The sequence below is a fragment of the Lacrimispora algidixylanolytica genome, assembly GCF_003609635.1.
Lineage (GTDB): Bacteria > Bacillota > Clostridia > Lachnospirales > Lachnospiraceae > Lacrimispora > Lacrimispora algidixylanolytica.
The window spans coordinates 112,519-128,035 of record NZ_MCIA01000033.1 but is presented as its reverse complement, the minus strand read 5'-3'; the positions used below and the strand labels follow the sequence as shown (position 1 = coordinate 128,035).

At 38.0% G+C, this 15,517-nt stretch carries 20 protein-coding genes; 2 read left to right on the top strand and 18 right to left on the bottom strand.

The annotated features are described in order from the left end of the window. Window positions 1-78: 78 nt before the first annotated feature. The 7 genes from BET01_RS18750 to BET01_RS18730 all read right to left on the bottom strand — a co-directional run bounded on the left by BET01_RS18750 (window position 79) and on the right by BET01_RS18730 (window position 4,308). Window positions 79-321 carry a hypothetical protein gene (locus BET01_RS18750; protein WP_120198401.1) on the bottom strand — a complete coding sequence of 81 codons (243 nt, stop codon included), beginning with the start codon at window positions 319-321 and terminating at the stop codon, window positions 79-81. A 130-nt stretch (window positions 322-451) separates the two neighbouring features. After that, the gene (locus BET01_RS21655) at window positions 452-625 is read right to left on the bottom strand and encodes a hypothetical protein (RefSeq protein WP_158585101.1); all 174 of its coding nucleotides are present in this window, start codon (window positions 623-625) and stop codon (window positions 452-454) included. 27 nt (window positions 626-652) lie between these two features. Further along, window positions 653-826, bottom strand: a complete 174-nt coding sequence (locus BET01_RS21650) for a hypothetical protein (protein ID WP_158585100.1) — start codon at window positions 824-826, stop codon at window positions 653-655. A gap of 128 nt (window positions 827-954) precedes the next feature. After that, on the bottom strand, window positions 955-1,152 hold the full coding sequence (locus BET01_RS18745) for a hypothetical protein (RefSeq protein WP_120198400.1): 198 nt from the start codon (window positions 1,150-1,152) through the stop codon (window positions 955-957). 653 nt (window positions 1,153-1,805) lie between these two features. Then, the gene (locus BET01_RS22580; protein ID WP_120198399.1) at window positions 1,806-1,943 is read right to left on the bottom strand and encodes a LexA family protein; all 138 of its coding nucleotides are present in this window, start codon (window positions 1,941-1,943) and stop codon (window positions 1,806-1,808) included. A 120-nt stretch (window positions 1,944-2,063) separates the two neighbouring features. Beyond that, window positions 2,064-2,297, bottom strand: a complete 234-nt coding sequence (locus BET01_RS18735; RefSeq protein ID WP_120198398.1) for a hypothetical protein — start codon at window positions 2,295-2,297, stop codon at window positions 2,064-2,066. 340 nt (window positions 2,298-2,637) lie between these two features. Then, window positions 2,638-4,308 carry a S8 family peptidase gene (locus tag BET01_RS18730; RefSeq protein WP_120198397.1) on the bottom strand — a complete coding sequence of 557 codons (1,671 nt, stop codon included), beginning with the start codon at window positions 4,306-4,308 and terminating at the stop codon, window positions 2,638-2,640. 171 nt (window positions 4,309-4,479) lie between these two features. On the opposite strand from BET01_RS18730, the gene BET01_RS18725 reads away from it, so the two are divergent. Next, window positions 4,480-6,156 carry a S8 family peptidase gene (locus tag BET01_RS18725; protein WP_120198396.1) on the top strand — a complete coding sequence of 559 codons (1,677 nt, stop codon included), beginning with the start codon at window positions 4,480-4,482 and terminating at the stop codon, window positions 6,154-6,156. A gap of 74 nt (window positions 6,157-6,230) precedes the next feature. Here the strand turns inward: BET01_RS18725 and mscL are convergent, their stop codons facing one another. From mscL to BET01_RS18710, 3 genes are all read right to left on the bottom strand, one after another. Beyond that, entirely contained in the window at window positions 6,231-6,803 is a 573-nt protein-coding gene (gene mscL / locus BET01_RS18720; protein ID WP_120198395.1) for a large conductance mechanosensitive channel protein MscL, read from the bottom strand. A 137-nt stretch (window positions 6,804-6,940) separates the two neighbouring features. Then, complete coding sequence (locus BET01_RS18715; protein WP_120198394.1) at window positions 6,941-7,351, bottom strand: GNAT family N-acetyltransferase; 411 nt, start codon at window positions 7,349-7,351, stop codon at window positions 6,941-6,943. Between the two features lie 112 nt (window positions 7,352-7,463). Then, window positions 7,464-8,354 carry a LysR family transcriptional regulator gene (locus BET01_RS18710; protein WP_120198393.1) on the bottom strand — a complete coding sequence of 297 codons (891 nt, stop codon included), beginning with the start codon at window positions 8,352-8,354 and terminating at the stop codon, window positions 7,464-7,466. 143 nt (window positions 8,355-8,497) lie between these two features. Here BET01_RS18710 and BET01_RS18705 point away from each other — a divergent pair, with 143 nt between their 5' ends. After that, window positions 8,498-9,433 (top strand): ketopantoate reductase family protein, encoded by a 936-nt coding sequence (locus tag BET01_RS18705; protein WP_120198392.1) that lies wholly within the window; start codon window positions 8,498-8,500, stop codon window positions 9,431-9,433. Between the two features lie 58 nt (window positions 9,434-9,491). Here the strand turns inward: BET01_RS18705 and BET01_RS18700 are convergent, their stop codons facing one another. The 8 genes from BET01_RS18700 to BET01_RS18665 form a co-directional block, all read right to left on the bottom strand. Continuing rightward, the gene (locus tag BET01_RS18700) at window positions 9,492-9,863 is read right to left on the bottom strand and encodes a DUF1634 domain-containing protein (RefSeq protein WP_120198391.1); all 372 of its coding nucleotides are present in this window, start codon (window positions 9,861-9,863) and stop codon (window positions 9,492-9,494) included. Further along, window positions 9,860-10,696 (bottom strand): sulfite exporter TauE/SafE family protein, encoded by an 837-nt coding sequence (locus BET01_RS18695; protein ID WP_207667658.1) that lies wholly within the window; start codon window positions 10,694-10,696, stop codon window positions 9,860-9,862. Before BET01_RS18695 ends, BET01_RS18700 begins: the two co-directional genes overlap by 4 nt. 11 nt (window positions 10,697-10,707) lie before the next feature. Next, complete coding sequence (locus tag BET01_RS18690) at window positions 10,708-11,427, bottom strand: GntR family transcriptional regulator (RefSeq protein ID WP_120198389.1); 720 nt, start codon at window positions 11,425-11,427, stop codon at window positions 10,708-10,710. A gap of 80 nt (window positions 11,428-11,507) precedes the next feature. After that, window positions 11,508-11,903: a VOC family protein gene (locus tag BET01_RS18685; protein ID WP_120198388.1), complete on the bottom strand. Its 396-nt coding sequence runs from the start codon at window positions 11,901-11,903 to the stop codon at window positions 11,508-11,510. A 208-nt stretch (window positions 11,904-12,111) separates the two neighbouring features. Then, window positions 12,112-12,474 (bottom strand): P-II family nitrogen regulator, encoded by a 363-nt coding sequence (locus BET01_RS18680; RefSeq protein ID WP_207667657.1) that lies wholly within the window; start codon window positions 12,472-12,474, stop codon window positions 12,112-12,114. A gap of 27 nt (window positions 12,475-12,501) precedes the next feature. Further along, window positions 12,502-12,804: a hypothetical protein gene (locus tag BET01_RS18675; RefSeq protein WP_120198387.1), complete on the bottom strand. Its 303-nt coding sequence runs from the start codon at window positions 12,802-12,804 to the stop codon at window positions 12,502-12,504. After that, on the bottom strand, window positions 12,797-14,446 hold the full coding sequence (locus BET01_RS18670) for a DUF1538 domain-containing protein (RefSeq protein WP_120198386.1): 1,650 nt from the start codon (window positions 14,444-14,446) through the stop codon (window positions 12,797-12,799). Before BET01_RS18670 ends, BET01_RS18675 begins: the two co-directional genes overlap by 8 nt. Before the next feature lie 84 nt (window positions 14,447-14,530). Further along, window positions 14,531-15,418: a GGDEF domain-containing protein gene (locus BET01_RS18665; RefSeq protein WP_120198385.1), complete on the bottom strand. Its 888-nt coding sequence runs from the start codon at window positions 15,416-15,418 to the stop codon at window positions 14,531-14,533. Window positions 15,419-15,517 lie beyond the last annotated feature (99 nt).

Here is a 15,517-nt window from a genome sequence, read left to right as displayed (position 1 = left end):
AGTTCTTAATAATCTGGTTTTAATTAAACTAATAGATATTGAATATTTCGAATCTAGATTAATAAAACAATCCTTTTATCAATCAACTGCTGGTAAAGGAAATTTCGACCAGTACGTAACCTCCAAATCTTCAGCCTTAGTCTTGCCTTCCCACTCCCATCTCTTTCTAATTTCTCCATCTATGATCTGTTCACACCACTTCATTACCATAGTTATATTTCGATCCCAAGTATCGCATCTTACAGTTACTAAATAATAAGACCCATGTCCACTTAAATCTTTCGGTTCTTGATCTGATATTCTTATCCACCTACTCTCCATATACCCTCCAAGCCAACATTATAATCATTTTATACTCACAAAAAACCTCTTTATCTACTCTCTATTATACTATTTAAGCGATACGAAAGCCACCAGATTTTTATTATCCAATGGCTTACAATAGTTAGAATCAATACTTTTTATCATAGTATCCCATGTTTACACGTCTTAACATTTCTGCTTTTGTAAATTTTCCGCTCAAGTTATCTCTTGTCATAGCATCTAAATCCTTTGGTTTACTTGATGGTTCTAAAAACCCTGAGGCAAATCCTGACGATATCAATAAATTTGTTAAAAATCCCATAATATTATTCTCCTTAAAATGCTCGATTTATTTGCTTACAATGTCAAAATATCCTTCGTGTACAGTGTACTGTTCTCCATTGTCTGCAATAAGAACTATGTATTCACCTACACAACCCAAAAGGTTATATTTTTTACCAACTGTATATCCTTCTATCGGCTTATTACATTTCATTAACACATTTTCCCCTTCAAATTCCATTTTTAATTGCTTTGTTTAATATATGGATTGTCTTTTAATAAGAAATGACACCCTTTTGCTATCAGATACTTTTTCCATTTTAATTTATCGTTTCTTTTTATAGAAAAATCCACCTGTATACTATACTCTCATAAAGTCAGCTCATCTGTAATATCTGCATATGGATCTTCTTCTGTTCCATTTCCCCATGTTGTGGTGATCTCACAAGCAATTTCTCTCCACGCCTTGCTTCTATTAATGTTCTCAATCTTGATAGGCTTGAATATTTCATTTACTATAAAGCTTACCTCATCGTCAGTTAAATCAAGGAAATCTCTATACTCCATTATACCATTCTCCTCTCTTATTCTCTATATTTACAAGAAAATAGCCAGCAACATTTGACCGCTGCTGACCATCAGTATTTATCTTGAAGCGAATTCTACAAGAATTTTATCACAGTCCTTGTATTTTATATGTCCAAAGATTTCGCATAACTCGCTCCTCGGTACTGAGTAGGTGAGGCACCTATGATTATTTGAGTACAACCGCAACTGCATTTTAAATCTTCCACACTCATAGTTATTGATCCTGTTATCTTAGCTTGACACACTATATACTCTCCTCCTTCTTGGTTAAGATGATTGATTTATGTTTAATAAAAACTACTAACCATTTTAATAGTTAGTAGTCATCAGACTTATCAAGCAGAAATAGATTCAGTTCTTAATAATACTAAAACTCTTGCAAATGCTTATTTAATGACAAACGATGACTATGAAAAATTAGACGATCAATCTAAGAATGGGTGATATGTTTGATATTGAAAGAATTAGTTCTTTTTCATTAACTCGTATTCCAACAATGGGTGATTTTAAATTCGATATAAATGTAAATGTTGAAAAAGAATTAGTATACTTCAACATTATTTTCAAACATCTTAGAGACTGCTTAAACTTCAAATTAAATACCAGTACATCATACCGAGATGTAATAATATTCATTGCTGGAAAAATGCACCACTAGAAATTCCAAGTCTGCTTGATAATTCGCGCACTGTAGGTGGATACCCATTCGTTTTAATAGATTCCTTAATACAATCATAGACGTGTCGCTGTTTCTCCGTAATTTCATGCATTTGATATCTCGCCCCTTCCTACTGGTTATATTAATTATATCATATCCCAAACCGAGCTGCAAACATATGTTCTCACAAAAAAATAGACCAGTAATCTCAAGTGAGACTCTGGTCTGTTAATTATTCTACGTCTTTGGAGATAAGTAATTCTTTTAATTCTAAGATAGTCATGTTTTTCTCTTCAAGTAAGCTTGACACTTCCTTAAACTCTTCAATCTTAATCTCATCTTGTAACTGTTTTAACTTTTCTTCTTGTGTTTTAATTGCGGATTTATATTGTTCTATTGCATCTTGTGTGTTTTTAATTTCATCTTGTAATCTTTCGATTGGAGATCTACGAACTCCTCTTGGCATAATATACTGCCTCCTTACTATAATTTATATAGTGCTATTATAGGTACAATTTAAATATATCAAACATATAACTAAAAATCAAGAAGCGACATCATTGAAGTAAGTTATTTTTTTAAATTTAACTGGGGCAACAGTTGGGCAACAGTTTTGAGTAATAGTGACGCAAATAAAAACGAGAGAAGTCACATAAACACGAAGGTTTTTGACTTCTCTCATTAAAAAGGGGAGGATAAGTATTCACTCATCTTTGGTATAATTTTATTATTGTCCATTTCTGAAAAATTATTCAAAGAAATAAAAACTTTTCTTAAATGTTTATGTATGTCCTTATTTTACATCTTCAAATGTTGGTAAGCCTCTCAAACAAACTGTTCACTTCAATCTGTCCGTACCCCCATATATTATTGGGATACGTAAATGCATTGTTTCGTTGAGCGCCTCTTATGATAAGACGGTTTACATCATTTCCTGTTATATTCGTATAATTCCCCCTTGGTACTGCCCATTCAAAAACCATTGCAACAATTCCGGCTGCTTGTGCTGCTGCACAGCCACTTCCAGTTATGGATCCATAACTGTTTCCAGGGACCGCGCAGGTAAGTTCATAACCTGGAGCCGCTATATCTGGTTTGATATACCCGGTCCTTGTATATCCTCTTCCCGATTCTGGTAAAATGCTGTCATTAAACTGATTGTATGCCGTTACCGTCAAGGGGTAAGTTGCATTTCCCGGAGAGGTGATTGTAGTGTCTGGGTTTGAATTAACAAAAAAGGTCTCTTCTGAAATCATATTCCCAGAAGGGAGCCATGCATGAAATGAAAAGGCTTCATTATCCAGGTTTTCCACACGTATGGTCCAGACACCTTGAACAGGATTTTGAAATCGCATTAATATAAGCTGATCTCCGGTTTCTTCTTCAAAAATATAATTATTGATCCATACACCACTATTCGATTGAAGGAGAAAATCTCTGCATTCCCCTAATGCTGGAAGTACTACTCCAGTTGTTTCTTGATTGGGTGCAGTGATTTGAATGGACAATCTTGCGGGGGCAAAGGGCCAAAGTTCAATGGCGAACAGCTTGTCATTGCCGCTAACACTTAACTCAAATACATCAGAATACGGCTGGGCTGTAGTATTTTTAAAATAATGCCTACGCTTATTTGCTTCATTGCCAGTTGTAATTGTAATTCCTGTCTGAGGCTGCTGAGCCAGATAGTTTGTATAATAGCTTGTGGCGCCTCTTCCATCATGACTTGATTGATTTGTCCCCATTGCGACACAGATCGCCACAGGGCGGTTCAATCTAATCGCCACTGAAATCACATAATTAATGCCAATGATTAAATCAGACTCCTGATAGCATTCTCTGTCCTCCGACACAAAAAATATATTTTTAAGATTATTTTTTGCAGTCTTTAATTTGACAACCAGCAAATCTGCTTCTGGCACAACTCCGCTAAAGGATTGCTCTTGGTTTGGTTTTCCTGCTATTACACTGGCTATTGCTGTCCCATGGCCATTGGTATCAACGGAGGGAACTAAAGATAAGGGGTCTTCCGATCTAAGGGCTACATTGATATGCTCTCTAGTATACTCTGTGCCATAGGAAAAGCCTTCCGGTGGTGGACCTTCCTGTATGGTCTGATCCCATAACGAGAGGAGTCTGGTAGTTCCATCATTATATAAAAATGCCTGATGTCGATAATCAATTCCTGTATCAATAACTGCAACGATGATACCTCTGCCAAGCAACGCTAGATATGGATTTCTTTGCACAGTTCCAATTCCTGACTTCTCAAGACTGACGGTAGAACTTAAAGTGAGCAAAGAAGGAAATGCATTGTAAGGATACGTTCCTAAATTACATGGACTCTGAGACTCAACAGGAATATGTGCCAAGGAATGCCTCAAATTCATATTAGTAATATTGTCTCCAGTGTCATAGTATGGAATCATAACATTGCTGATAATCAAATCATAATAGTTTTCATCCACTATTTTTTGCATAATCAGGCCTCCCATCTGCCACTATGGCACATATGATATATTTTATGCTGCCCTGCTTCTATTATGAATACAAGAATTACACTCTTGCCCTCGAAAACAATACTCATAACAGAATGCATACCGCATAAAATATATTATATGCCTATACATAGAAGCAGGAGGACTGAAGCGATGGAAAAAATACTAGATAACAATTATTACGATCTGCTAATCAGTAATGCGATGATTCCAAGGTTTAGCAGTGGTGATAACATCACCTGGTTGAATAATGATTTTTCTCTGCTTCACGTCTCCAAAAGCGACAAGCAGCCTTGTGATCTGGGTTTATATCCATATTATCTGTTCCCTGCCCTTTTTACTCCCACTTCCATAATCAATAATGTTCCTGACACATTGTGCAATACGCAACAAACTACTAACCCCCCCTTATATGGTCAGGGAGTTTTGGTGGGTATTGTCGATACTGGCATAGACTACCAGCATCCCGCATTTATGAACCGTGATAAAACTACACGAATCATATCTATATGGGATCAGACCCAGCAAGTCGGTACCCATCCGGAAAACTTCAGCTTTGGTACAGAATATACAAAAGTACTAATTAATAGTGCCCTTCACTCTCCTGATCCCATGACTATCGTCCCTACAACAGATGGAAATGGACACGGAACTGCCATAGCAAGTATTGCATCCGGATCTCCTACTGAGGACCGGTCTTTTACTGGATTAGTACCCAATACGGAACTGATTGTTGTTAAGCTAAAGGAAGCCAAACAAAATCTCAAAATGATTTTCTGCGTTCCTGATGACAAACTTTGTTACCAAGAATCTGACATTGTGCTAGGCATAAGATATTTGGTTTCCGTTGCACAAAGGCTAAAACGCCCACTAGTCATCTGCATTGCCCTTGGCAGTAGCCAGGGAAGTCATGATGGACATGGAATTTTAAGCCTTTATCTTGAGAGCATCATTCGTATTCCTGATATCAGCGTAGCTATATCCGCGGGAAATGAAGGAAACAGTAATCGGCACTATCACGGCACTAGCAATTTTTCTCCTTACACAAAGGACTTCCAACTAAATGTAGGATCTGAAGATCGAATGTTTTCTATGGAAATCTGGCCGAATCTACCTGGGCGGCTTGCTGTGGAAGTAACTTCTCCTAACAGGGAAACTATCTCACTTATCTATCCTTCCTTCAATGCCTGCGAACAATTCAAGCTCCAATCCAGCGAAAGCGTAGTTTGGATTAATAATATGGCCTTTGAACGAGGAACTGGTGGTCAACTTATAATGGTACGCTTTAAGGATCCACTTCCAGGAATCTGGTATATTCACGTCCAAAGCACCGATAACGAGCCTTTTTCTATTCACTCCTGGCTACCTTCAGGAGATTTGATTTCTAACAATACATTTTTTCTTCTCCCTAACCCGGACACCACCATAACTGCTCCCGGAAACACCTGGCATACTCTTACCGTAACTGCTTATAATCAGACCACAGGAAATATATTAAATGAATCCGGCAGAGGTTATACGAGAAGCGGTCTGGTAAAGCCTGACGTAGCTGCTCCAGGTTATCAGATCTCTTGTGCTCTACCTGGGGGGACCTATGGGACACTTACTGGCACAGGTGCTGCTGCTGCCTATGCGGCTGGCTCTCTTGCTATGATTTTGGAATGGTCTCAGGGCAAAGGAAACTATACTTATGTTACGGGAGAACAAGCCAGCCTAATGCTTATTAGAACCGCAAGCCGAAATCCTGCTTATAGCTATCCAAATAACATATGGGGATATGGTATCATTGATGTGCAAAAAGTAATAGCTCGTCTTTCTGGAGATATGTAATCATTTAAATATCATATAGGCGAATAAAAAAGATGATTTTCATATAGAGAAATCATCTTTTTTTGCTGTATTCCTTATTTATTTTGATTCGTGCCTGCATTGGATTTATCTAACTGGCTGGTGCAAAATGGGCAGCGAGTCGCATTGACATTAATTTTTTCATAGCAGTGAGGACACTGCTGCTTCTCTTCTGACGAAGAGCTAGATTGAGTCTGAGAGACTGACGAGGCATTTGATGCAGTGGCCGAACCAGACTGCCCCTTCATCTTCGGTGTCATTACCTGCAACGTCTTTCCTCTTAATGAATTGATGGACCGAACCATGATAAAAATCACAACTGCCATAATAAGGAAATTAATAACCGCCGTAATAAATGCACCATATGCAACCACCGGTCCCTGTGCACCTGCTGCTGCAAGAGTTGATACATCGGCTCCATTGACCGGAGTATAAAGAAGCAGGAACTTATTGCTAAAATCCACCCCTCCGGTAATCACCCCAATGAGAGGGGATATAATATCCTTAACGAGAGAACTCACTATAGATTGAAAAGCAGCTCCAATAATAACACCAACTGCAAGATCTATCACGTTACCACGTAAAATAAATTCTTTAAATTCATTAAGCATTGATTTTTTATTGCTCATAGCCAGGACTCCTTTCCACACTCTTGTACATCATCCCTTGGTAATCACCAAAAGGATATCTTATCTTATCATGCTTAATCCCAAATCAAATTATTCATAGAGAATATGGACCTTACTTCAATCCACCAATTTAAGTGTTACCTGTTTTTTCTCATAATAATACATCTTTCTTCAAAACCAAGACTCTTCCAGAATTCTTGTCCACGCTGATTCCAATAAAATACGTCCAAATCAATAGATTCCGTATCCAATTCATTCATGAGCTCTTGGAATGCGATTGTACCAAGATGTTTTCTTCTCATATTCTTACAGATAAAAAAATGTGAAAGATAGTATGGTTTGGTTTGGGTTTTTACGAATGCATAACCAGTGACTTCACCTTCATACACGATTAGATACGCTTTTGCCCCTTGTTCCATTGAAGTTCTTAAGCGCTCTTCCAAAATATCAAGTCCAGGTATGTTATCATTTTTTTCATCTTCATACAGCTCTTTATTTAGCCTGGCAAGTAATTGCATATCTTCGAATGTACATTTTCTTAGTTCCATATCATCTCTCCTTGTCAAGATCCACCGGTACACCTGGCTTCGTTATCATTTGCAAAATTTCTATTCATTAAAATCATTTTAAAGCCTTCTGGTAAAACATGTCAACACAATCTTATCTTATCACATTTTCAGCATGGTTTCCTATCCACTCTCTTGCAAAAGAGGAAAAGCCACGGATGGTGGGGTGAAGTATCTTTCTAGAAGAAATGCAAAAGTATATGATACGGTGAACTTTAGGATCTAAAATTCTTCTGATATACCCCTCAGAGCCATAGGAATCAAGAACCAGCTTTGGCAAGATGCTAATGCCACATCCACCGCATACCATTGCAATGGCGGCCTGATCACTTAAAAATCCATTGTGCTCAATCAGCTTTCCTTTTGCTTGTCTAAGAATCTTTCCAACCTGATAACTGGTACCCTCACTGGGTATTACAAAAGTCTCACCTTTTAGCAACTGAGGCGTGATTGTATCGTACGTTCCCAGTGGGTGATCTGGAGACATAATTACATAGTAAGGATCCTCTACCAATGGTATCTCGTTATCTTTTCCATTGGATTCTGCCGTAAATGCACAGTCGATAACATCCTTAGAAAACCAATCCTTCATAATCTCATAATTAATGGCATCATTTAAGTACAGCTCTACATAAGGATATTGTTTTCTAAATTCCATAATAATCTGCGGCATCCACTTTACCGCTACGCTAGTTATAACTCCGATTCGGATTCTGCCATGATGAATCTTTTTTTCCCCTGCCAAAATCCGGATAGCCTCTTCCTTTTCTGCCAACTCTTTTGCCAGAGAATAAATGCGTTCTCCTTCTTCTGTTAAGGACACTCCACTCCTACCTCTGTATAAAACCTTAATTCCCAGCTCCTCTTCCATAGAGGAAATCATATGACTTGCTGCTGTCTGGGAATAGCTTAACTGAGCCGCCGCCTTTGATAAATTTCCAGTTTCAACGGCACGTACAAATAAAATATATTTATTTACATCCATTTATTCACCTACTGTTTTCCATTTGTTCCATTTATATTATACATGAAAATTATTCATGATACTATTGAAAAATTAGTATTATATATCAATAATTATTCATGATAATATTGGTTAGTATTTTAAACAAGAACCGGAGGAACTAAATGAAAATCGCAATTCTTGGGGCAGGTGCCATGGGAAGTCTCTATGCCAGCTACCTCGCCCCTATCCATGATCTAACATTATTAGACAGCTATAAACCGCAGGTTGATAAAATAAATTCTGACGGAATCATAAAAATTGAAAAAGACCGGTCTGAGATCCGCTTTTCTGTAAAGGCAGTTTTAAGCGGCGCTCCAATTGGCATCCAGGAACTTGTAATTGTTTTTGTAAAAGGAATCCATACATACGATGCCATGAAAGAAAATATGAGCCTGCTGGGACCAGACACGATTGTCATGACGCTGCAAAACGGCGCGGGCAATAACCGAGACATCGGACAGTTTGTTCCAAAGGAGCGGGTTATCGTGGGAACCAGCAGTCACAACAGTGTATCCATGGGGCTTGGTAAATTCTATCATTCCGGCTGCGGCCCTACCAATATAGGTCCTGATTTCCCTTGTGACTCATCCTTAAATGATGTTAATAAGGTGGCCTCTGCTTTAGAACAAAGCGGATTAACTATAAATATTATGGAAGACATCCAAAAGGTATTATGGCAAAAGCTTATGGTCAATTGCGGAATTAATGCTTTAAGTACATTAATGCAATGTCAGATCGGAGAAATTTATTACAATCCATTTCTATGGGACTTATGCCAAAAAATTGTTCATGAATGCGTAAAGGTAGCAGAAGCAGACGGCTCCATTTTTGATCCAAAGGTTGCGCTCCAAATTGTTCAGAGCGTATGCGAAAATGATGCCGAAGGATATGCAAGTATGTATCAGGATCGCCAGAATAAACGAATTACAGAGATAGATCGGATTAATGGGGTAGTTGCTAGTCTTGGAGACGAGTATGGGATTTCCACCCCATGTAACCACATGCTGGTAACTCAGATTCATGCCATAGAACAAATGTATTTCCACACGGAAAGGTAATAATAATGAGCCGGATGCCACTCATGGTGGATCCGGCTTATGTACTTACTGGATTCAATCACCCTCTCCCGAGAAGAAAGCTGATAATAAGAATTAGAAATACGGTAACGGTAATGGAAGCATACATGTAATCCTTTTCCTTTATAAATGTCACAATGGAAACCCCAACTCTTAGCACCGGAGTCAACATTAATATAAGCAATCCGCTTAACATAACAGCATAAGGTTTAAAAACAACAAGGCCCTTAATTATCTCACGAACAGAGGTAGGAAAGGTTTCCCCTGGATATCCGCTGTCTCCTGTTAGAATAAACAAGACAAGACCAACGCATGTAATAGTGGCACTTATGGCCACTCCTGCCCTTAATGTCTTACTGATTATAATTTCTGCATCTTCAATGTTTTTTTTATCTGCTGCATCCTTACTCATAGTCTCACGCCTTTCACAATCATCTCAATCGATACATACAGCAAGACCGGTATGAAAATTAACCGAAGAGTCGTGCTTTTTAGTCTTTGCATTAGCTTAGTTCCCACCCCCGCTCCAAAAAGGACTCCAAGGGCTACTGGCGCTGCGATCTTAGGATCAATACTTCCTCTGCTTAAATAGATTCCGGCGCTTGCGGCAGCCGTAACACCAATCATAAAGTTACTGGTTGCTGTTGATACCTTCATGGGAAGTTTCATAAAAGAATCCATTGCCATTACTTTAAATATTCCGCTTCCGATACCCAGAAGTCCAGAAATCACCCCAGCAATGTACATCATGCCAAAACCACTATAGATGCCTGTCACATGATAATCCACTTGTTGTGCTAGAGCCCTGTCACAGTAGCTTCCATTCAGCTTTAGCTTCTCAGCAAGTGGATTGGCGGGAAATTCCTGAGGAAGCTCCTGATTTCTCTTTCTAAACATATTTCCTGCTGAGTACAGCAATAGGAATCCAAAAGTCAAATAAAGATATTTAGTGCTTATCACCCCTGCAAGAAATGCTCCAGTCAACGCTCCAGTCGTAGTGGCAATTTCCAAGAACATTCCTGCTCGTACATTTGTTATCTTATCCTTTAAATAAGCAATGGCCGAACCGCTGGAAGTGGCGATTACCGATACAATACTGGCACCTATGGCATACTTGATATCAATGCCCAGATAGAGCGTAAGAGCGGGCGTTATGATAATACCCCCTCCAAGCCCTAGCAAGGAACCTATAAAACCAGCAAAAACTGAAATAAGCAATATCTCAACTGTTATGGAAATCATCATTCAACCACCTTTTATCTTAATTGTAATTCTACTGAGAATGTAAATTTATCGCTTCTTATGATAGAAACACGGAACTCAATGGGCCTGTCCTTTTGATCATAAGTAATTCTCTTAACCAAAAACACAGGCGTTCCTTCTGATACCTCCAGAAGTTTTGAACTATCATAATCCGTCACACAAGTATCAAGAAATTCCTTTGCTCTTAATATCTGACATCCATAGGTATTTTCCAACAGATCATATATAGAAAGCTGTTCCATATCATAACTTTCTATATTAGGTACCAGGTCCGATGGAAGGTAGGAGTTTTCTATAATTGCAGGTACCCCGTCCAGCATGCGGATACGGGTAATATGCTTTATAAGTTGGTCATCAGAAAGGGAAAGAGCGTTTTGAGCTTCAACATCTTCTCCTACTTGAATGCCCAATAGTACGGAATTTTTATTTAATTCTCCATGGTCTCTTCCAAAGCTGTAAAATTTAAAAAGGCTCTGCTCAATCTTTGGCTGATTTACATAGGAACCTTTTCCCTTTTCCGTTGCAATAAGTCCCTCGCTTTGAAGCTTTTTTACCGCATTCCTTACAGTTGCCCTAGTTACTCCAAATTCTTTTACCAGCTCATTCTCAGATGGAATCGGCTGACCTGGAAGATATCCTTTCGTAAGGATTTTTTCCCTAAGCTTTTGATATATCTGTAAATAATAGGGAAATCCACTATCTTTTTCAATCATGGTTCACCTCCTGTTTACTTGTGTATACATGTTATTATAGCACGGGAATTTCACCCGTCAAGTATTTATAGCTTTTTTAACTATGGTTGAAACGATCCAATCTCAATTATATTACCTTCAGGATCAGCAATGTAACAGGTGCGTTGCCCCCATGGTTCTGTAGTAGGCTCCATTACCTTAGTAGCCCCCTTTTTCGTAACCTCTTCAAAAGCCAGGTCAACTTCATTATAATTCTCAACTCCAAGTGCAATTTCATAATGACCATTTATATTTTCTGCAAAATGAAAGGTTTTATTTGTCATCGTTTCAAAATCCGTTCTCCCGTATAATAAGAACAGGGTCCCATCCTTTTCAAGGTATACATTGGAAGTATTCTCCTCCTCTTTTATCTCAAATCCCAGCACGTCTCTATAAAATCGAATCATAACTCCCATATCTTTTACGAATATACCAAATCCTTCTAATTTTAGTTTCATTGTCTTATATCTCCTTTCCTATTATTTTTCATTTTATATTTATCTTGCTCTTTTGATAAAATCATTATACTAGATCAATCAGGACAACAGTATGTCATGTTCGTCTCAACCAAGTAATGGAAATAAAAAATCCATTACAGATAAACTACAAAAAGCATCATCAAACCAATAATGAAAGTTTGATGATGCTTTTCTATTTATGAATCTCTTACTTTGTTTCTGCTTTTGTTTCTATTTCTTCCTCATAATCCTTAATGGGCGCATTGATGCCTATGGCTTTATTGACAGGCATAACAAAGCAAATCCCATGAAGTGGGGATTTCCAGCCAGCCTTTTCCTTGATCTGGCACATAATTCGTTTCGCTGTTGCTGCGTCTACGAGAGACAGTATTATTTCCTTTTCAGAGTCTATGGTTATCCCCATAAAGGATTCATGATTTACACCTTCACCTCGTGCATTTATTACCGTAGCACCGCCTGCTCCTTCTGCCCTTACAATGTCCATGATTGTATCTGTGTAACCGGCATTTATCACGATAAAAAGGGCTTTGATTTGGTCGGAACTTTCCATTTGATTTATCTTCCTCCTACATAAAAATTAAAATGACATTCCTGATATAGGCATCGTAAAGGCGATTCCAGTATTAGGGTTTCCAAAATCAAATTCATTTAACAACATATCAAAAATAACTTCTGTTTTATCTTTTGGTAATACTGAAGTTAGTATAACCTTATTCTCTTCCGGAAATAAACCAAGCATGTCTAGCAAATAATTGGATTTCACGGTTCCTTTTCCATAAATGGTATTCACGATTCGATTATCGATGCTACACATTCTGCTTAATAAGGCATCCTTTTGCTTTCTTCCGGTAATAATAAATAAATATTCAATGTTATCCATGGGCGCCCTCCTCTAAATCAATAAACGGTTCCATCTCACATTCAGTATCCTGAAGTATGGGTTCTATAGAACTGGCATCCTCTTCCTCCAGCTGTGCTGCATAAAAAGATAATTCCTCGTATTTTTCCTGCTCAAACTTCTCATTTAACGCCTGAGCCTGCTTCAACTTTCGGTTATAAAGTAAACCAAGAGACTGAACAGCGATTAATGGTGTAACTGAAATAAATGCGATGATTCCAAATCCATTGGTAAGCACAGATTGAGCCTCACTCCCTGCTGTAAGAGCTACTGCCTGGGCGGTTCCCAGAGTCAGCGGTGTTAAAAAAGCAGAAGTTAATGCTCCCCCTGTCACTCCCCCCGAATCAAATGCAAGGCCTACGAACAAAGGAGAACTCTTTATCATCATAATCAGAGATATCGCATAAAGAGGTACCAGAAACCAAAGTATATTAATCTGGGTTAAGATCTTAAGCATTGAGAAAAGTGAAGCAAAACCGATTCCAATGGCAAGAGTCGTCCGTATGGTCATCTTTTGAATATGACCATTGGTTATCTCTTCTAGCTGCTCTCCCAATACCGTAACCGCTGGCTCCGATAAAGTGATAGCTGCTCCCAGAACAAAACCTAGAGGAAGAAGCAACCACTTAAACCATTGGGGACGACCTGCGCTTAAAAACACTTCACCAATGTATTTTCCTGCAAATGCAAAACCATAATCAATCCCCGAGAGAAAAATGAGCAATCCAAGATACACCGGAACAACACCAAGTATGGTTCTTATAAACTGTTTCTTTGGAAGCTTAACCACAAAGAACTGAAATGGCAAAAAAACAATGATAATTGGAAACAACGCTAAGGCAACTCCAGTTACATTAGAAAGAATTAACTTTAAAAAGCTTTCCGCTCCGCCTGGATCATAAATACCGGCAGGAGGCAGATTCCCTCCATAACTAATCTTTAAAATAATACCATAGATAAATACTGCAATAATGGGACCTACCGAAGCGATTCCTATGATACCAAACATATCATCGTTTGTCTTACGCTTTGACATGGTTGCCGAAATACCCATACCAAGTGCAAGAATAAATGGAACTGAAATGTCACCTGTGGTCGCGCCGCTTCCATCAAAAGCAAGTGCCATGAATTCATCAGGAACAAAAATTATAATCAAAAATGTCATCACATAAAGAATTGCAAATATGAACTTGATGTTCATGTCCTTAATGACTCGGTATAAGGCTAATCCAACAAAGATACCCACACCTGTGCTTAGTATCCATACAAAGACAGTTTCATTGACCTCATTCATGGTCATATGAGTTTGTCTTGCAAGTACCGCCAGAGCGGGTTCAGCAACCGTGGCCAAAATACCAAAAAGGATTCCGAACAAGATAATAAATAAACTTTTATTAAATTTAATCAGGGAACTACCAACCAGCTTTCCAATGGGTAGAATACTGGAATCAAGTCCAATTAAAAAAAATGCCTGCCCAAATACGACGCTCAAATAACCAATTACCAATTTTACATAGTCGGATGATCGTTCCATTGGCGCCACAAAGACACAAACAATTATAATAATAAAAACAAGCGGAATTGAAGATAAAAAAACCTCTTTTAAAGTACGTAATGTTTTCATATTTTAATTATATTAAGAAATAAATAAAACTGCAACTTCTATTTCCAATTCTGGAAAATTATTTACGTCTTATAAACCTTTCCTTCAGTTTTGGCCATAATGATATTTAAATTGTTTTGCTAGGTACATAACCTTGTCTGCTTCTCTTATAAGTTCTGCTGCCGTAAGCGGGATATCTTCCATTGTCTTAATCCCATAAGTAAGAGACAACTTAATACTATCTTTTTCTGAATAAATTGGAAGGTTGCCCACATCCCTCTGTATTTTTTTCATAATCAATTGTGCATCTTCTTCCCTTGTACCATTTAAGCAGACAAGAAACTCATCTCCTCCGTATCTGGCTGCCCAGGATTTGTCACAATCAATGTTACTGATAATAATTTCGCTCACGGTTTTGATCGCCTTGTCCCCCGCCCCATGGCCATAAGTATCATTGATAGCCTTAAAATTATCAAGATCAAGAAAGCAAAGGGATAGAGGTCTGTTAGCCAGTGTGGACTCCACAATGTCCGCTGGAAGCCGCTCCTCCACAAACCTTCGATTAAATAGTAACGTAAGAGGATCTTTTATGATGGCATTGCTAATCTCCTCCACATACCTGCTAAGCATCTCACTTTTATTGTACTCTCCGCTTCCCACAAACATGGTATCTGTCACATTTTTAAGTAGCTCTAAAACAGCAGGAGATTCATTCGTAGTAATGGGGATCGCGGTCACAAGAAAAACAGCATTCTGGCTTTTTTCCATCTTTACCAAGCTTTTGTCCTCCTGATAAGACCGCATAGAAATGCAATTATCACATATTTTTTTATCTCCCCAATAGTGATAGCACACTTCTTTTGTAATCAAAATATCAGAATCTTGGCATTCTATTACTTTTTTATGCAGCGGATCTATCAAACGAACAGCATCAAACATTTTATGAAAAAAATCTAATTTATCCTTAATCTCGTTAAGAGTAATTCTATCCATGTATCCTCCTAAAAACTTAAAAATGTTTTGTAAAAACAAAAATATAAAACAGAAAACAAAACTTTTTTTCATATTACCATATATTATCTTAATTTAACA